This is a genomic window from Labilibaculum euxinicum (assembly GCF_963678175.1).
Classification (GTDB): Bacteria; Bacteroidota; Bacteroidia; order Bacteroidales; family Marinifilaceae; genus Labilibaculum; species Labilibaculum euxinus.
The window spans coordinates 4125321-4143508 of record NZ_OY782756.1; the positions used below are offsets into that span (position 1 = coordinate 4125321).

Annotated in this window: 15 protein-coding genes; 4 read left to right on the top strand and 11 right to left on the bottom strand. The window is 37.5% G+C overall.

What is annotated here, in order from left to right:
* Window positions 1-354 precede the first annotated feature (354 nt).
* The 3 genes from ACY0M5_RS16565 to ACY0M5_RS16575 all read right to left on the bottom strand — a co-directional run bounded on the left by ACY0M5_RS16565 (window position 355) and on the right by ACY0M5_RS16575 (window position 4895).
* Complete coding sequence (locus ACY0M5_RS16565) at window positions 355-1683, bottom strand: citrate (Si)-synthase (protein ID WP_156197316.1); 1329 nt, start codon at window positions 1681-1683, stop codon at window positions 355-357.
* Between the two features lie 67 nt (window positions 1684-1750).
* Window positions 1751-4018 (bottom strand): aconitate hydratase, encoded by a 2268-nt coding sequence (locus ACY0M5_RS16570; RefSeq protein WP_461629902.1) that lies wholly within the window; start codon window positions 4016-4018, stop codon window positions 1751-1753.
* Window positions 4019-4394: 376 nt separating this feature from the next.
* Entirely contained in the window at window positions 4395-4895 is a 501-nt protein-coding gene (locus ACY0M5_RS16575; RefSeq protein WP_461629903.1) for a metallophosphoesterase family protein, read from the bottom strand.
* Between the two features lie 216 nt (window positions 4896-5111).
* Here ACY0M5_RS16575 and ACY0M5_RS16580 point away from each other — a divergent pair, with 216 nt between their 5' ends.
* The gene (locus ACY0M5_RS16580) at window positions 5112-6716 is read left to right on the top strand and encodes a peptide chain release factor 3 (RefSeq protein ID WP_461629904.1); all 1605 of its coding nucleotides are present in this window, start codon (window positions 5112-5114) and stop codon (window positions 6714-6716) included.
* A gap of 31 nt (window positions 6717-6747) precedes the next feature.
* A complete protein-coding gene (locus ACY0M5_RS16585; protein WP_461629905.1) occupies window positions 6748-7122 on the top strand; it encodes a thioesterase family protein in 375 nt (124 codons plus the stop codon).
* A gap of 76 nt (window positions 7123-7198) precedes the next feature.
* On the opposite strand, the gene ACY0M5_RS16590 is transcribed toward ACY0M5_RS16585, so the two are convergent.
* The 8 genes from ACY0M5_RS16590 to ACY0M5_RS16625 all read right to left on the bottom strand — a co-directional run bounded on the left by ACY0M5_RS16590 (window position 7199) and on the right by ACY0M5_RS16625 (window position 16191).
* A complete protein-coding gene (locus ACY0M5_RS16590) occupies window positions 7199-8440 on the bottom strand; it encodes a DUF438 domain-containing protein (RefSeq protein ID WP_461629906.1) in 1242 nt (413 codons plus the stop codon).
* A 123-nt stretch (window positions 8441-8563) separates the two neighbouring features.
* On the bottom strand, window positions 8564-9562 hold the full coding sequence (locus tag ACY0M5_RS16595; RefSeq protein ID WP_461629907.1) for a glycosyltransferase family protein: 999 nt from the start codon (window positions 9560-9562) through the stop codon (window positions 8564-8566).
* Between the two features lie 57 nt (window positions 9563-9619).
* On the bottom strand, window positions 9620-10483 hold the full coding sequence (locus tag ACY0M5_RS16600; protein ID WP_461629908.1) for a UDP-2,3-diacylglucosamine diphosphatase: 864 nt from the start codon (window positions 10481-10483) through the stop codon (window positions 9620-9622).
* Between the two features lie 338 nt (window positions 10484-10821).
* Window positions 10822-11526: an RluA family pseudouridine synthase gene (locus ACY0M5_RS16605; protein ID WP_461629909.1), complete on the bottom strand. Its 705-nt coding sequence runs from the start codon at window positions 11524-11526 to the stop codon at window positions 10822-10824.
* A 77-nt stretch (window positions 11527-11603) separates the two neighbouring features.
* The gene (locus tag ACY0M5_RS16610) at window positions 11604-13850 is read right to left on the bottom strand and encodes a U32 family peptidase (RefSeq protein WP_461629910.1); all 2247 of its coding nucleotides are present in this window, start codon (window positions 13848-13850) and stop codon (window positions 11604-11606) included.
* 70 nt (window positions 13851-13920) lie between these two features.
* Window positions 13921-14472, bottom strand: coding sequence for a MepB family protein (locus ACY0M5_RS16615; RefSeq protein ID WP_461629911.1), 552 nt, complete (start codon window positions 14470-14472; stop codon window positions 13921-13923).
* Window positions 14473-14536: 64 nt separating this feature from the next.
* On the bottom strand, window positions 14537-15853 hold the full coding sequence (locus ACY0M5_RS16620; RefSeq protein ID WP_461629912.1) for a type II toxin-antitoxin system HipA family toxin: 1317 nt from the start codon (window positions 15851-15853) through the stop codon (window positions 14537-14539).
* Window positions 15847-16191 (bottom strand): helix-turn-helix domain-containing protein, encoded by a 345-nt coding sequence (locus tag ACY0M5_RS16625; protein ID WP_124992930.1) that lies wholly within the window; start codon window positions 16189-16191, stop codon window positions 15847-15849. The genes ACY0M5_RS16620 and ACY0M5_RS16625 overlap by 7 nt, the downstream gene beginning before the upstream one ends.
* Before the next feature lie 384 nt (window positions 16192-16575).
* Between ACY0M5_RS16625 and ACY0M5_RS16630 the strand changes: the two genes are divergently transcribed.
* Both ACY0M5_RS16630 and ACY0M5_RS16635 read left to right on the top strand, forming a co-directional pair.
* Complete coding sequence (locus tag ACY0M5_RS16630) at window positions 16576-17172, top strand: RNA polymerase sigma-70 factor (protein WP_461629913.1); 597 nt, start codon at window positions 16576-16578, stop codon at window positions 17170-17172.
* Between the two features lie 13 nt (window positions 17173-17185).
* Window positions 17186-18181, top strand: a complete 996-nt coding sequence (locus ACY0M5_RS16635) for a FecR family protein (protein WP_461629914.1) — start codon at window positions 17186-17188, stop codon at window positions 18179-18181.
* Window positions 18182-18188: the final 7 nt, after the last annotated feature.

Sequence of the window (18188 nt, forward strand, 5' to 3'; positions counted from 1 at the left end):
CAATGATTTTTCTCTCTTAAAAAACATCCATATTTGTAAGGTGAAAGGGATATCACAATAAGGTTACTGACCAAATTGTGAAATGAGACGGATTAGCAGCATGTGCTTCTGCTGCGAGGATACTTTAAATCCTGCATGGTTTAGGTTAGGGTTAGAATTGTGTAGCAGGATTTAAAGTGATTCTCTTTTCTTTCAAAATTAAGTTAGAATTCATTGGAACGTTTTCCATATTGTTAGTTTTTGCGCAAAACTGTATAAAAGTCTTCACCAACTTTTATGCAGTTTTTTTTTGCTGTAAAAAAAGCTGATTTCCTTTCAGAAATCAGCTCAGTCTTATTATATCACAAATTGTTTTTACTCTTCAGCTTCCACCATTTTCTTAATACCCGCAATTTTCTCCAGCATATCAGTTGTGATTGATTTTGGTCTTTCCAAAGGATAGCCTAATGCCCTATCCCAAATCACATTAGCACAAATACCAATTGAACGGCCAATCCCGAACAGAACGGTATAAAAATCATATTCCGTAACTCCGTAATGCCACTGAATTACACCAGATTGTGCATCAACGTTTGGCCATGGATTCTTCGCCTTTCCATGCTCTTTAAGAATCTCAGGCACTACTTGATACAGCATATCCGCATATTTAAAAATAGGATCCTCAGGCAGATGCTTCAAACTAAATTCGCGCTGAAGCATATATCTTGGATCAGTCTTACGCAATACAGCATGACCAAAACCTGGAATCACCTGACCCGAGTTTAATGTATCCCATACGAACTGGGTCATCTCTTCTTTAGTAGGAATCCGATTGTCCATTTTATCCATTACCTCTTGCAGCCATCTTAAAACTTCCTGATTGGCAAGACCATGCAATGGGCCGGCCAAACCATTAATCATTGCAGACGTAGAAAGATAAATATCTGATAATGAACTGGCTACCAAGTGACCTGTATGCGCACTCACATTACCACTTTCATGATCACTATGAATGATGAAATGCAAACGGGACACATCGTCATAAGGCTTTGCAACGCCCATCATGTGAGCAAAATTAGCACCCATATCCAAATTAGGATTGGATTGAATTCTTGGTCCCTGACGATACAATTTATTATAAATGTAAGAAGCTATCTCGGGAAGTTTAGCAAGCAAATTTAATGCATCTTCATAAGTTGCATCCCAATACTCCTTCTTATTTAATCCGGCATGGTATTGTCTGTTAAAAACAGATTCCCTGTTTAATGTAAGAATAGCCGTTGAAAAAATGGCCATTGGATGACTGCAGCATGGAAATGAATCAATTACCTCGTAAACATAGCGAGGTACAATTCTACGCTTGCTAAATTCATCAACAACCTGAATTACCTCTTCCTGATTTGGGAAATCTCCGGTAAGGAGTAAATAAAACAATCCCTCAACGTAGGGCATGTCGCCCCCTTTAGGTTTCGGTAAGCCTTTAATTACTTCATTCAATGTAAATCCTCTGTAACGTATCCCTTCATCCGGATCAAGATAAGAGATATCTGTAACCAAAGATTTCAGTCCCCTCATTCCTCCAATTATCTGGGATATTGTAACCTGATCAACAACTACATCCCCGTATTCTTCCAATAATCTTTTTGTTCTAGGTCTATGTTCCTTAATTTTTTTGAACAAAGTTTGTTTTAGTGTTTTTTTCATATGGTCTAAACTTTATGTTTGGAAACCAACCGGGGAGACTGATTTCACGTTAGGAAATGTTTATTGTTTATTTTGCGTTTTGTATTCTGATTAAATTTAAAGCACTTCCTGCTTTAAACCACTCAATTTGAACATCGTTATAGGTATGGTTCGCTACAATTGTGTCTTTTGACCCATCTTCATGCGTAACAATTAATTTCAATGGTTTTCCAGGAGCGAAATTTGTTAATCCGGTAACATCAAATTTATCCTTCTCCTGAATTTTATCGTAATCAGCTTTGTTTGCAAATGTCAACCCCAAAACACCTTGTTTTTTTAGGTTTGTTTCATGAATTCTGGCGAAAGAACGAACGATTACCACTTTAACACCTAAATGTCGTGGTTCCATTGCCGCATGTTCTCTTGATGAGCCTTCTCCGTAATTTTCATCTCCTACCACAACAGAGCCCAATCCGCTGGCTTTTAAATCTCTTGCTGTAACAGGCACTTCTTCATATTTGCCGTTTACCGGATTAAATATAGAATTGGTTTCCCCATTGAAATAATTAACGGCACCAATCAACATGTTATTAGAGATATTATCCAAATGTCCTCTGTATCTTAACCATGGTCCTGCCATAGAAATATGATCGGTTGTACATTTTCCTTTTGCCTTAATCAATAAATTCAACCCAGTCCAGTCTTTACCATCCCAGGCTTGAAATGGGGCAAGCAACTGCAGGCGCTCCGAACTCTCATTCACATTAATGGCAATCGCACTTCCATCAGTGCCGGGAGCCAAATAACCGGAATCCTTCATATCGAATCCGTTCGGTGGAAACTCCAAACCTTTTGGTTCATCCAATCTCACTTCAACACCATCTTCATTAATCAAAGTATCGGTCATCGGATTAAAACAAAGATCTCCCGCGATAGCCAAGGCAGTAACCAATTCCGGTGACGCTACAAAACCATGAGTATTTGGATTGCCGTCATTTCGTTTGGCAAAATTTCTATTGAATGAAGTTATAATAGAATTTTTACGGGTTGGATCCTCTGTATGACGTTTCCACTGTCCGATACAAGGTCCGCAGGCATTGGCCATAATTACTCCGCCGATCTCTTCAAACTCCTTTAAAATACCATCCCGTTCCGTTGTATATCTTACCAATTCAGAACCCGGAGTCACCACAAATTCTGCTTTTACTTTCAGGTTTTTATCCTTAGCCTGTTTTGCCAAAGATGCTGCTCTTGAAAGATCTTCGTAAGAAGAATTGGTACACGATCCAATTAGGCCAACCTCCAATTTTTGAGGGTAATTATTTTCTTTAACAGCCTTTCCAAATTCACTTAAACTATGAGCCAAATCAGGAGTAAAAGGACCGTTAATATATGGCTGCATTTCCGATAAGTTGATTTCGATTACCTGATCGTAATACTTTTCAGGATTCTCATACACTTCCTCATCCGAACGAAGATGATCCATTACCACATCTGCTAAATCAGCAACATCTTCACGTCCTGTGTGACGAAGATAATTGCTCATGTTTTGATCGTAACCAAAAATAGAGGTAGTTGCTCCAATTTCAGCACCCATATTACAGATGGTTCCTTTGCCGGTACAAGACATCGCATCAGCACCTTCGCCAAAATATTCAACAATAGCGCCTGTTCCTCCTTTAACGGTAAGAATTCCGGCAACTTTTAATATTACATCTTTAGGAGAAACCCAACCACTTAATTTTCCGGTCAACTTCACTCCTATTAATTTAGGCATTTTCAATTCCCAGGGCATTCCCGCCATCACATCAACAGCATCGGCACCACCAACACCAATTGCAATCATTCCCAGTCCTCCTGCATTTACAGTGTGAGAATCGGTTCCAATCATCATTCCTCCAGGGAATGCATAATTTTCAAGAACCACCTGATGAATGATACCTGCACCTGGTTTCCAAAAACCAATGCCATATTTCTGAGAAACAGACTCTAAGAAATCATACACTTCGTTGTTTTGTTGTTTTGCATCAGCCAAATCTTTCTCTGCACCAATTGATGCTTGAATTAAATGGTCGCAATGAACCGTTGATGGCACAGCAACTTTAGTCTTCCCGGCATTCATAAATTGCAAAAGTGCCATTTGCGCTGTCGCATCCTGCATGGCAACTCTATCCGGAGCAAAATTCACGTAATCTTCTCCTCTTGTAAACTTATTCCCTTTTTCCTCAACAGATAAATGGGAGTATAAAATTTTCTCGCTTAAGGTAAGCGGTTTGCCTAAGTTTTTACGGGCATTTTTCACCCTTTCAGGCATTTGTTCGTAAACAGATTTTATCAATTTAAAATCAAATAGCATAGTTTGATGAAGTTTTGATTTATATATATTTTCACTTGGTATTTATTTCGAATTCGAAAAAGTCTACAAAATAAATAAATTATTATCGGATTTCCCGATCTTTTTATGCATTTTATTGTGCATCTTAGTCAAATACCTGCATTCTGACTTACAGCTGTTTATAAGGCTTTCAGTAAAAAACTGATCTGCTAAGTATAATTAAATTTAAATATCTAAATATAACAAAAACTTGGTACATTAAAAAGCATGTACTAAAAATCTTCATGAGCTTTCAGACAGCTTAAAAAGGAGCATAATTATCCCTTCCTTCCAATAAATTCCCCCTTGATAAAACAGACTTTTCAGGTATTTCTGAATTTCGGTAAATTAAGTGCTTTTACTTGCCCTTACTCCCAAATTCCACAACTTGAAGATCTTTAATTTCCTTTGCTTCAATTGTGAATTTCACTATAGTTTGCACTTTGTGGAAACCATGAACTCCAGATGCTCCCGGATTTATATGCAAAAGATTCAATTCTTTATCGAAAATAACCTTAAGAATATGCGAATGACCTGAAATAAATAATTGCGGAGCATTTTCAAAAATTTCGGGTTTTACATTCCGATCGTAATTTTTGGGATAACCCCCAATGTGTGTGATCCAGACATCAACCTCCTCGCAAACGAAGCGTTGGTGTTTTGGGTAAACCAAGCGAACATTATGGTCATCTATATTTCCATGAACTGCTCTAAGTGGTGCAATTTCAGCTAATTTATCAGCAATTTCAATTCCTCCGATATCTCCGGCATGCCATATTTCATCGCATTCTTTAAGATGCTTTACCACAACCGGGTCAAGCCATCCATGAGTATCAGAAAGTAATCCTATTCGCTTCATAAATTTTTTATTATCCGCAATTTTGACGCGTAAATCTACAAAAAGAAAATGAAAGAAAATGCAGAAATAATCAAATTGAATTAAGCAATCGTTAGCGCTTGAAAGTAGCATATACCAAGGCTGTCACCCTTGCATGGGGTTCATCAGGCTGCTAAAGGACAAGCTATTTAATCGGCAGATAAACACCTATAATCAGTAAAAAATGATTACTTTTGCATGCTTTTATTTTTAAAGAAAATACTATCAATGGGGTTTAAAGACGAGATAAAAAGACGAAGAACATTTGGGATTATTTCTCATCCGGATGCGGGAAAAACAACACTAACTGAAAAATTACTTTTATTTGGTGGTGCTATTCATGTTGCTGGTGCTGTAAAATCCAACAAAATAAAAAAAACGGCTACTTCTGATTTCATGGAAATTGAACGACAAAGAGGAATCTCTGTTGCAACTTCCGTTATGGGATTTGAATACAAGGGCCACAAAATAAATATTCTTGACACACCAGGTCACCAGGATTTTGCTGAAGATACTTTCCGTACACTTACAGCATGCGATAGTGTAATTATCGTTATTGATGTTGCAAAAGGGGTTGAGGCACAAACCAGAAAATTAATGCAGGTTTGCCGGATGCGAAAAACGCCGGTTATTGTTTTCATTAACAAAATGGACCGAAGCGGAAAAGACGCATTTGATTTGCTTGATGAAATTGAAACCGAATTACAAATTAGTGTGAATCCTTTGAGCTGGCCAATTAACATGGGGCCTGAATTTAAAGGAGTTTACAATATCTATCAAAAGAATTTGAGTTTGTTTACACCGGCAACTCAAACAATTCAGGAGACCATTGAATTTGACGATCTCTCCAACCCTAAATTGGAAGAATACATAGGGGATGATGCTGAAATTCTCAGAGAAGAGCTTGATCTAGTTTCAGGTGTTTATCCTGAATTGAATATTCAGGAATATCTGGATGCAAAAATTGCTCCTGTTTTCTTCGGTTCAGCTTTAAATAATTTTGGTGTTCGGGAACTTTTGGATGCTTTTATTCAGATTGCACCTTCTCCCCTTCCTTGCCAAACTGTTGAGCGTGTAATTGAACCTACAGAAGAAAAATTCTCAGGCTTTGTTTTTAAGATTCATGCGAATATGGATCCAAATCACCGCGACCGTATTGCCTTTGTGAAAATTGTATCGGGTGTATTTAGAAGAAATACGGCCTATTTACATGTTCGGAATGGCAAAAAAGTAAAATTCTCGAGTCCTACAGCATTTATGGCCGAGAAAAAATCTATTATTGAAGAGGCGTACCCCGGCGACATTGTTGGTTTGCACGATACAGGAAACTTTAAAATTGGTGATACTTTAACTGAAGGTGAAAAAATCCACTTCAAAGGAATTCCGAGTTTCTCTCCTGAGCTGTTTAAATACATCGAGAATGCTGATCCGATGAAATCGAAACAACTGGCAAAAGGTGTTGACCAATTAATGGATGAAGGAGTTGCCCAGCTTTTCACTTCTGAATTTAATGGCCGCAAGGTTATTGGTACAGTGGGTGCACTTCAGTTCGAAGTAATTGAATATCGTTTACTACACGAATATACAGCCTCATGCCGCTGGGAACATATCAACCTGCATAAAGCTTGCTGGATTAAGTCCAACGATGATGAACAGCTGAAAGAGTTTAAAAAAGCCAAATATCAATACATCGCAAAAGATAAACACGGAAGAGATGTTTTCCTTGCTGATTCTGGCTATATGCTGCAAATGGCACAAAGCAATTACCCTAAATTGGAATTCCATTTCACATCGGAATTTTAATCATCTAACTACGATACAAACAATTATTTATATGGCATTAAAAGAAGGATTATCTGTAACACAAACAATGACTATTAGTAAAACAGACACTGCAATACATCATGGTTCTGGGAAACTGGAAGTGTTTGCCACACCGGCCATGGTGGCTTTCATGGAAAATACGGCCGTTGCCTGTATCGATCCGGAAATGGAAACAGGAACAGATAGTGTTGGTATTCAGATTGACACCAAACACAACAAAGCCAGTAAAGTTGGAGCTGTTATTACCTGCACTGCTAAATTGGTAAAAGTAGATGGCAAGAAACTAAGTTTCGAAATTGAAGCTTCAGACGAGGGCGGAAAAATCGGAAACGCGTTTCATATTCGATACATCATCGATCCTGTAAAATTTATGAGCAGACTCTAAACCCTGCTTTCAAAATATGAGAAAAGCCTGCAAACCAAATCGATTTGCAGGCTTTTCCCTTTTTCTCCTTTATATCTTAATCCATCAAGCGTTTTTCGCCATTCAGTTTTCGGATATCAGTTACATCCTGACTGACTTCAATACAGCCTTTGTAAGCATTATCCTCATCGCGTAAAGCGAAATACTGAATCAAAACAAATCTCCCCTTCATCTGAATCCAAAACGATTCGCTGTCCTTTTCACCACTTTTAAACGCTTTCACCAAATCGTCAACTACATGAACACTCTCGGGTGGATGACAATTCTGTACTGTTCTTCCAATGATCGCTTTCGAGCGGGGGAAAAAACGCTCCTTCGGATTGGAAAAGAAACACACCCGGTCATTTTCATCAATCATGGTAATATCAACCGGCAAATGATTCAGCAACATCATCGCTTGTTTCAAAGTCATTAGTCCCGTTTCAAAGTTAAGTACTGCATCTCCCAATTGATCCATATCTAATTTATCTCCTGCCATTTCGCGCTTGTTTGTTTCTTGTTTTTTTTCCTTTTTCACCAGTTTGGGGGCTTCGATAAAACTGAAGCCAATTTCATGACTTTGTGCGTTCATTTCCTCCCACAATTCTTCCGAAACAGCATTCAAAGCCACTGGAAACAGCAGGTATTCTTCTCTGGAAATAATTGCATACATGAAAAAGAACAAGTCTCCCAACAAACGGTTAATCAATCTTAAATCGATAAAACCGGATGTAAGTTCTGCTGTCAATTGCTTTTGAACTCTTCGGATATCATCGTGAATGGACCACATTACACCCAAACATTTGTAATCGGAAAACTGATTTTCGAAATAAGGAAAGAAAATATTTTCTTTGCGCTGGTAATGCTTATCCATCTCAGACAAGGCTTCAACCTTAACTTTCAAAGAAGACAATTCTTCAGCCAATTCCGCCTCATCTTTAATTGTGTTGATTCTTTTTGCCAAAGGTTTAATCTCCTTCAGTCGAGTATCCAGCTCAGCATTTTCCAGCATCATGATGCCCAAAAAATGAGTTGAATCCACATCAGGCTTTGGATGATTATGTATCTGCCTGTGAAATACGTTGAGTGCTTTATTGATCCCTATCTTAAGATCTTCCATTGGGAGTTTTGCCTCAACCAAACGATGCACTACCAAAACAATATCGTTTGGTGTTAATTGGTCGATAGCCGCCTGATGCTTTTTGATTAATTCGGTACCCTTCGCTCCATTTATCAGATGAAAACAAAAGTCATACAACGAATTAACTCTTGCCTGATTGTTATTTATAAATTCGGACATATGGTAATTTTTATCGTTCCTATATTCAGAGAAAATACAATAAAAAGCCCATGAAACCAACATATTCGAAAGTTCTGTTCTATCAGTTAAACAGAATTAAAATGCATAATATGCACAGAAAACCTAAATCTTTACTGTGAAATTATTTATAAGATCCTTGATCACATTTCGTGCGTTATCGGGGTAATTTATGTGAATTGACTTTTCCTTTTGTTTTAACCAATGCCCGATTAGCTCAATGCTGTATTCTTCCAAATCATAAAAAACGGGAACACCTAATTCTTCCAATGCATGAGCATTACAAACCTGCTCGAATTGATTCCTCATCGGAATTACCGCCAACTTCTTACCCAAATGCATGGTTTCGGCTGGTGTTTCGAAACCGGCACCACAAAGAACACCTTCACAATCTTTTAGCCCTTCGATAAATTCTTCGGAATTTACAGGCCGAATGCTGACATTATTTTTCTGATATGCCTGCTTGCTGTGTTTTGAGAAAACCAACCACTTTGTAGATGAAAACTGCGACAGCACTGAGGTTATTTTTTCATCGGAATAAGCCGGCAGATACACCACATAAAAGCCCTTGTTCTGCACCTCCAATTTGCGGATTTCCCTTCGTATTATCGGTGTAAACATGTTGTGCCCGTATTCCTTAAAATGAAAACTCAAATTTTGTGAGCATGGAGCATAGTATTTTAATATTTTAAATCCGAATGCATCTATGTTTCCGGGCAAAGGGGTTCTGCTGTTCAGCATTGCTGACTGATGGCTCAGTCCTAAACAGAACACCTTTTTCAGTTTGCAGGCCCATGCTGTAACCGGTTCAAAATCGCTGATTACCAAATCGTACTCTTCAACCGGAAGTGATTTTATGTCCCGGATAAAACGGTAAACATTAAATTTTCGAATGGTTTTCCAAATATCAACACCTCCGCTTTTACCAAAAAAGAAGCCCAGGCCCTGCTTTTTATATTTAATTGGATGTTTAAATTCCAAATCGTGATGCAGACCGGAAATTAAAATATCGACTTCGGCCTCTTCCTTTAAATGTGGTATTAATTCAATTGCCCGGCTTAAATGTCCATTGCCGGTACCTTGAATTCCGTATAGTATTTTCATTGATTCAGTATTATATGGAAAGGAGAAAGCTTGTAACAACTCGATTTTAGCTTTGCACTAGGATGCAATAAGCTTATTATTGGATGTAAATTCAGTAAGCATCTCCTTGAATATTTTATCGTAATCATCCAGCTTGTAACTCTCCAAATCGGGAACTACATCTCTGGCATTTTCATCTTCATTGTACTCATAAATACTCCATTTTCCCTGGTGATATTCCAAAGCACTCAAACTCTCAATCCAATCTCCTGAATTAAGATACATTGTTGCCCCCTCTTTATTACTTATTTCCTTCATTTCAGGGTGATGAATGTGCCCGCAAACTACATAATCGTAGCCTTTTGTTATGGCAATATCTCCGGCAATTTCCTCGAAATTATTAATGTATTTCACAGCCGACTTCACACTGTTCTTGATCTTCTTAGATAGAGACACCTTCTCCTTGCCCAACATTTTAGCAAAAAAATTAACAGCCGAATTAATCAGAATCAGCAGATCATAACCAATAGATCCTAACTTGGTCAGCCATTTGGCATACTGCATGGTAACATCGAAAACATCGCCATGAAATATCCACGCCTTTTTTCCATCGAGATTCAAAACGATTTTATTCACGATGCTTAAACCTCCCAAGGTAAAGCCTTCAAATTTCCGAAGCAATTCATCATGATTTCCGGTAACGTAATAAACAGGAATCCCTTTCGATAAAAAAGAGGTGAAATGCTTGATGATGCGCATGTGTGATTTTGGCCAGAATCGTTTGCTAAACTGCCAGATATCAACAATGTCTCCATTCAAAATTACTTTCTTAGGCTGAATAGAACTTAGGTACTTCAACAGTTCTTCGGCTCTACATCCCATGGTTCCCAAATGAATATCAGAAAGAACCAGAACATCTACTTCGCGTTTGCTTTTAGGCATAAATAACAGATTAATTTATACAATAAATATATACTGCGCCTGTTAACTTATGGCCTAACCTATTTTATGAAATAATAAAAAAATACAGCTTTATTGTTAAGAAATTGTTACAAGCCCAAAACAGAAATGAATGATCGGGAAAAGGAGAATGGTGAAAAAATAAGTGTGGCGAAAGATTTCCGAATCGGGCGAAGACTGCCCTACTTCGGGCGGGCACTCCACAAATCGGGCGAAGACTGCCCCACTTCGGGCGGGCACTCCGCAAATCGGGCGGACAGTCCCGAAAAAATTGTAAAGGCATTCCGGTCTGTTTTATCCTTCACCCGTTTTATTTCCTGTTATTTCATAAGTTGCTTAAAAAAACCAGGAGTATTTGTTTCAAATGTCATCTCTTTTTTAGTAAAAGGATGTTGTATGGTAAGCGATACTGAATGAAGAGCCAAGCGCTTCACTCCCTTTCCTTTTATTCCATACACTTTGTCGCCGGCCACCGGATTTCCATGTTCGGAGAAATGAACACGAATCTGATTTTTACGACCGGTAAACAGATTTATTTCGAGCATACTAAAGTATTTCGATTCCCTGATGACCTTGTAGCCGGTTTTTGCATACTTCCCTTTGTTCGGATTTCGCACAGAAAAAACCCTGTGAATGCTGTTCTCGGTCAGGTACGATTCTATAATGCCCTCCTTTTCGGCCAGCTTTCCTTCTACAACGGCAATGTATGTTTTACTGAAACTTTGCCACTCGGTTTGCAGGAAGATTTTCGCGGCTTCTGTTTTGGCAAATACCAATACGCCTGAAGTATCCTTATCCAGACGATGCACAATAAAAATTCTGTTTTTCGATCGCGGATTTCCTTTTTTCACATAATGCGTTACGTGCTGATAAGCTGTTTTTGTGCGCTCACGATCGCTTCCCATGGTTAGCAAACCACTCACTTTTTCAACAACAATTATATCCTGATCTTCGTAAAGAATAGCACACCCTCTGGGTTGAAATCTTGGTTTTACTTTATGCTGTGGTTTCTGATTTTCTTCCATTATTTCTATCTGCGCTATCGGATTAAGGCTATATTTTTTGATTGTGCAAAGATTGCTCTTTCCTTTTAAGGATACAACTAAATTCCCTTTTTGTATTGTCGGCTGGTAGTATATTGAATGACTTCTTTCACTTTCGTTTCAGAATCTGCTTTTCCATTAAGCAGATTTTCAAAAAGCTGAATGACTTCTGATTTCGATACCAATAGCTTGCTTTCGGTTTTCACATCCCGTAAATCAATCATGAAAGAGGAAAAAACAGCTGGTAAATCATTTAAAATATCTGTGTTCAGTAAATTATTATCATTGTAGATGGTGTGATAGTTCCCTTTTGATTTTTCAATTAAAAACGAATTGTTTTTTAGATTGGTGATGGATGATGATTTTTCACATTGCTGAATGCATGTATCATCCACCCGGTTTTTCTCACAAGCAGTTACCTGATGAAACAAACATTGTCTACTGGTCATCAGCACAATGGGATGATAAATGCTGTAGTGAAGTTCACAATCACCTGGTGCTTTAACAGCCTGAATCTGATTCTTCGTCAGCTCGTTAGAGATGAATGCCCCCGAGCAATTAAAATTCTCTTTTAAAGACAACAGACTGTACGAATTCACAATATTAATTTGCGGACCTGCAATCCAATTTATTCCCAACCGATAAGCTTCGTAAGCTATGCCGGTGTTATTGGTGACAATCAATTTTGGTTTTAACTGTTTCAGAAATTCGACCGCAGCAGTATAATCTTCCCCAATAATCACCGAAGGAAAGTAAGGGATCAAACTTTTGTTCTCTGCAAAGAAATCTACAAAGTGAGAACATTTGTTCTTAAACCTATTGGGCAGCTGAAAATAGATATCAGCCTTAGTTTTATCAGCAAGAAGCACCTCTTTTTCCGAAGAAATCAATACAGAAAGCCTCGGTTTATGCATCTCCTTTTCACGATTCTTTATCGCAGGAAGCGTAACCGGGGCTATAGTTTCTTTCGATCCATTTAAAATGAACAGGATTTTTTTCTTAAGTGAGGTAAGCTCTTTAAAAGAAATATAAACCACAGTCTTTATGCCTTCCAAATTCAACTCCTCTATAAAATATTCGGTGTCGTTAAAAGCTTTGAATCGCTTTAAAACCATAGCCTCAGTCAACACCTCTGTACCCTTGTCGAACAGATTGCTTTCCGAAAATATATCAAAGCCTGCATCCGGTGTTTTTACAGAAACTTTTAACGGAGAACCACATTCTCCGGAAAGATGAATTTGCAAAGGCGCTTTTTTCGCACTTACCTGATTGATCTTAACCTCAACCAAAGCTTTAATATCTTCCTTTTCCTGATATAATTTTAACTGCCCAGCCTCTACCTCATCAGCGGAAGCATACGAATTAATTTCTGAAAGATGTTTGATGGAATGATCGCGGGGATTATCGATAAACATGCTTTTACTAATCTCTCCTTTCAGTAAAGTATTGGAGAAACCGCGGTTAAATACCTTGTACAAAAGGCTATCATCCGTACCAATTTTGCCCTGTAAATAAAAAGTATCGAGTTGTTTTCTCCAGACATCCACCACCGTGTACACATAATCGTACTTCTTAATTCTTCCTTCAATTTTTAGGGAATCAACACCGGCATCGTACAATTCCTTCAGATCGAAAAAGGCCGAGTTGTCTTTTAAATTCAGCGGGTATTCTTTGCCTGCAGCAGTAGTTTTGTACTGATCGCGGCAAGGTTGACTGCAGCGACCGCGGTTGCCGGAATTTCCGCTTAAAACAGAGCTGAAATAGCAGAGTCCCGAAAAGGAAATGCAATTGGAACCATGCACAAACACCTCCGTTAAAACATTATTCTCGTGTGCTGCGGATGTCAGATGCTTTATTTCGTGGATATTTAACTCTCTGGATAGATTTACCCGATTCGCAGAAAGTTTGCTCAGGAATTTTATCTGCCCTTCGTTATGAGTGGTCAACTGAGTAGAAGCATGAATATTCAGACTTTTAAAATACTTTCGAAGCAAATAAAATATTCCCAGGTCTTGTACAATTACACCATCGATACTGGTATTTACCAACTTGTTCAGCAAACTAATCAGAGCCGGAATTTCACGTTCTATGATAATGATATTGAGCGTAAGAAAAACTTCGCAATTGCAGCTGTGAGCCAAATGCAAAATGCCCTGCAGTTCCTCAAAACTAATATTGACAGCCCTATTCCGGGCATTGAACTGATCCAGTCCGCAATACACTGCATTTGCACCGGCCAATATCGCTGCTTTTATGGAATCAACGTCTCCGCCCGGCGCTAATAATTCAATCTTTCTTTTCGTCACAATCTCTTACTCTTTATGGGATGCCAAAAGTAAAGCTTTTTTAGTTGAATTCTCTAAATGGGTTTTCGATTCAAACATTAGCGGTTTGATTTGTCTCCCTCAATTCTGACTCCCCCGTTTTAGAATAAAGAAATTTTGCCCGATCTAAATCAACAGGCTGATCAATATCAACGGACAAAAAGTATTTCAACTGCCATTTTTGTGTTTTTTCTGCCTGCTTGCTATTTGCCTTATCCCAAGGCGGATAAACGCGGAATCCTCTTTTTCCATCCTTTCGGTCAGTTGCAATAATGCCTTGTTTTACCAATTCTGATTTAGGGAAAACAAATTGTCCAAAATAGCTGCCTGAGCGAGTGTTTATGATGAAAAAATCTATTCCATCGGAGATACTAAAAGCTTGTGTCAGCCCATTTGTATCCCTTTTCCATACGGTAACAAATTGTCCTGTTTTTGCAGGAGTGATTTTTGCTTTTCGTGCTATTGCGAAAAAATTATTGATTTTGAACGAGCAGGCATTATATTCCTTACTCTCCTTTTCCAAAACAAAGTTCGTGATTTTGAAAGCACATTTGTCGTAAACATGCTCCTTTACTATTGAAAAATCGAAGTTTGATATCATCATTTAGCATCTTCTTTTTTCATTTTTTCTTATTTGGCTTAATACCGATAAGCATTTTAAGTGTTTTCTAATTCTCAAAATTCAATAATGTTCCCATAATCGCATCCCGCAATTTTGGATCTACACTTACTTCAGTGGCATAATTATTCCAATTTTGCACTTTACTGTTTATTTCAGAGATAATTTTTTCTGTTTTTTTAATGTTCATTGCTTTTGCAAAGCTGACTAAATCTTCTCTTGTAATATCTTTCCTTTTTCCATTAATACTTAAAGCATGCTGACTCACCCAAATGCTATCAGGTCGATATGCATGACAAACATCGTATGCCGGTGCCAACTCCCAACTTTCTCCTTTTTTCAATCTGAAAGCAAAATTCTTGGTATGATCATCACAATTTCGTGCAATCACATTAAATACCATTCTTCGGTACATCTGTTCTGCTTGAGGATATGGCAAGCGCAGTATTCTCATGGTCTGAAACAACTGCTCGTAACTAAAACTTCCTACCTCATTAAAATCGTAATGCTGCATTGCACAGAAAGTTTGAATGTGGTGTTTTTGAGAACCATTTTCCCGATCGAATCGTTTGGTCATGAAGTGTGCCCTTCTATTTTCTTCCAATAATTCAGATTCCATCATCTCTATTCCACAGTCTTTTGCCATATTGTAATAGGCCATTTCAACTCTTCCATAACCAATGGTTTTTCCAAACTGCGTATCACTTACACCATCCAGCTTTATTAGCCAATGCTCAAAACCTTTTGGAGCATTCGTTTGTCCGGAGCGAACCTGTCCTGTTTTTTTGTTGTAGGCAATAATTGCTTTTGGTCTTGCTCCACCAGCTGATGTTCCAATTTTTAGGATTTCCATCATTGCCCGCTGTTCATCTTTGCTCAAATTGGCTTCAAAATCTTCCCGCTTTCCCAGCATTTTTTGTGCAATATCAACCAAGCTAGTTATTTCAACCTGAAAAGAGTTTTTATTAGAGTTGAGTTGTGTGGGTTCAAATTCCAGCGCTCCCATTCCTCTGGTTCCAATAAAACAGAGTTGTTCTATTGGGTTCATACTGTTAGCCGGGCGGCCATTTTGTGCCAACCAAACATTAATCAGCTGATTTCCATATTTATCGGGTAACACATCTGCCAATAAACCAGGCAAACCTTTAAATGTATCGTATTCGCTGTTTTTTGAAGGCCTGAGTTCAGGAAATGAAAATATGCGCTGACTGGATTGAACCGGCATTTTGACTGGCGCTAAATCAATTCCTTTCGATTTAAATTTAGGTTCATATTCGAAACTGGCCAGGCCCTGATTCTCATCCCAGGCTACAGCTCCAACAGTCTGTCCCCAAATTTTTACATATGCCGTTTTTATTTCTACCATTCGCTTTCATTTTGCTTGTTATCATCCTTGCCTCTGGCTCTTTGCCGTTTTTGCTTATCCAACTTAGCCAGTTCCAAGGGACTTAACTTAGTTTCAAGCTTAAAATTGTCGAGTACATGCAGTAAGTCAAGAGCCCGCAGAATTTGGAGTAATGAAATTAATGAAACAGCTTCCCCTTTCTCTAATTGACTCACGGTCCAGCGATTAACTCCAGCAGTTTCAGCGATTTTTGCCTGTGTTTTATTTTGAAGTAAACGTTGCTGTTTTACATACCTGCCAATTGTAGAAATAATTGCCTTATCACTCATCGAAACCCAATTATAGTTGGTATTTTCCATCACTAATATTTTTATATGTATTTAATGTTGGTATTCACAGGCATAAATATATAAAAAAATAATTCAGACACAAACATTTTATGTAGGTAAACACAATCACTATCGCATAAAACATACATTTACATTGGCTTTTCCTATCAACAAAATTTGTATTTACTAATTTTAATATATCCTCATTTTTTAAACCAACTCTTTTGTCGGATACAGAAATGATCAATTGCTTCTGATTATTCTCCACACCAGATAGCTTATTTGCAATTTACACGGAAAAATTTTCATGAAAACACACAGCCAATATGACCTCATATGAAACTGAAATTATAATTTTTTTGATTTTTCAATTTCCCATATTTAACTTATATTGCGAAACTTTTATGATAATATATGAATACGAACCTCTCCTCTGTCTACAAAATTAAGCAAGGCGATATTACCACCTTCAAGAGCTTATATCTGGAGTATTATAAAAAACTATGTTTTCACTCTTTTAAAATTACTAACCGTAATGATATTGCAGAAGAAATAGTACAGGACGTGTTTGTTAAAATTTGGGAAAAACGCGAAAAGCTTAACCTTTCTGATAATATTGGCAGTTACTTGTACCGTGCTGTACTAAACGAATCACTCAATTTTCTGAAAAAACAAAAGTATGATACTTACGACGAAAATAGTATACAAAACCTGAAAAACCTTAGCAACTGCCATGAGATGGAGGTCAACCAAAATGAGATAAGAAAAGAAATAAGAAAGGCCTTAAAAAAACTACCCGACAAAACGCGACGTGTTTTCATTATGAGCCGTAAACTAGAACTCTCTTACCAAGATATAGCAGACAGGCTCAACATAAGCATTAAAGGTGTTGAATATCATATATGCAAAGCCTTAAAATTATTACGGGAAGATTTGAATTCAACTCTTTTTTTACTTTTTTTTATGCTTTTCACTATGGTATCAGCAGCTTGCATTGTTATAACTATATAAATCTCTTCTTAAAATGTCAGGTAATACAAAACATACAGAAAACGAACTTCTTATTTCCCGCTTTTTAAGCAACCATGCTTCAGAAGCCGAGAAACAGAAGGTAATTAATCTGCTGCAAACCGACGATCAATTTAAAGAAGTATTTCTCGATATGCAGCAAACAGTAAAAACCGTTGATGCTCTTCTTTTTTACGAAAGCATTGATGAAGAAAAAGCGCTTAAACAAATTTATTCGAAAGCAAATATTAAAGAAGAAAATACAGTTAAACCAAAGCCTGCAATACAATTAAGAAGAGTTCTAAAAATTGCAGGGATAATTATACTTGGAGCTATTCTTACCTTTTTGATTCAGGATAAACCAAAACAGATATTACTTTCTTCAACAAACAGTATCCTTTCTGAAAAACTAATGCCCGACAGCTCAATTGTAACTTTAAATAAAAATAGTTCTTTGCAGTACTCCAATAAATACGGCATCAAAAATCGCACTGTAAAACTTAATGGTGAAGCATTCTTTTCTGTTAGAAAAAATACCCAACTTCCGTTTATTGTAGATTGCAGCGGACTTTTCGTAGAAGTAACCGGAACTTCATTTAGCATCAGTAATTGCATGAACAGCAAACAAATTAACGTTTATGTTACATCCGGACAAGTGAAAGTTTATGATAAGAAAGGAAAATTGGAAATACTAAATCCCGGCGACATAATTGTCTACAACAAAACGAATAAAACACTAAATAAACCTCATGCCGAAAAGAATTCCAATATCAATTCCTGGTTAACCCAAACATTGGCTTTTGACGATTGTCCATTACAACAGGTTATTAATGACATTAATAATCATTACAAGGTACATATCCAGCTTGATGTTAAAAACATCGAAAACTGCAGACTTAGTGCAAATTTCGAAAAATCAAGTCTGGAATCAGTTCTTAAAATAATTTGTTTATCATTTAATTTAGAGCTAATAAATGACGGTACCCTCACTTTAAAAGGAGACGGATGTTAATACACCC

Bases quoted from the DNA above. Each gene is read 5' to 3' on its own strand.
- ACY0M5_RS16565 (WP_156197316.1), bottom strand. From the start codon at position 1,683: ATGAAAAAAACACTAAAACAAACTTTGTTCAAAAAAATTAAGGAACAT.
- ACY0M5_RS16615 (WP_461629911.1), bottom strand. From the start codon at position 14,472: ATGATGATATCAAACTTCGATTTTTCAATAGTAAAGGAGCATGTTTAC.
- ACY0M5_RS16585 (WP_461629905.1), top strand. From the start codon at position 6,748: ATGGCATTAAAAGAAGGATTATCTGTAACACAAACAATGACTATTAGT.
- ACY0M5_RS16620 (WP_461629912.1), bottom strand. From the start codon at position 15,853: ATGGTAGAAATAAAAACGGCATATGTAAAAATTTGGGGACAGACTGTT.
- ACY0M5_RS16595 (WP_461629907.1), bottom strand. From the start codon at position 9,562: ATGAAAATACTATACGGAATTCAAGGTACCGGCAATGGACATTTAAGC.
- ACY0M5_RS16590 (WP_461629906.1), bottom strand. From the start codon at position 8,440: ATGTCCGAATTTATAAATAACAATCAGGCAAGAGTTAATTCGTTGTAT.
- ACY0M5_RS16605 (WP_461629909.1), bottom strand. From the start codon at position 11,526: ATGGAAGAAAATCAGAAACCACAGCATAAAGTAAAACCAAGATTTCAA.
- ACY0M5_RS16570 (WP_461629902.1), bottom strand. From the start codon at position 4,018: ATGCTATTTGATTTTAAATTGATAAAATCTGTTTACGAACAAATGCCT.
- ACY0M5_RS16600 (WP_461629908.1), bottom strand. From the start codon at position 10,483: ATGCCTAAAAGCAAACGCGAAGTAGATGTTCTGGTTCTTTCTGATATT.
- ACY0M5_RS16630 (WP_461629913.1), top strand. From the start codon at position 16,576: ATGAATACGAACCTCTCCTCTGTCTACAAAATTAAGCAAGGCGATATT.
- ACY0M5_RS16580 (WP_461629904.1), top strand. From the start codon at position 5,112: ATGCTTTTATTTTTAAAGAAAATACTATCAATGGGGTTTAAAGACGAG.
- ACY0M5_RS16635 (WP_461629914.1), top strand. From the start codon at position 17,186: ATGTCAGGTAATACAAAACATACAGAAAACGAACTTCTTATTTCCCGC.
- ACY0M5_RS16625 (WP_124992930.1), bottom strand. From the start codon at position 16,191: ATGGAAAATACCAACTATAATTGGGTTTCGATGAGTGATAAGGCAATT.
- ACY0M5_RS16575 (WP_461629903.1), bottom strand. From the start codon at position 4,895: ATGAAGCGAATAGGATTACTTTCTGATACTCATGGATGGCTTGACCCG.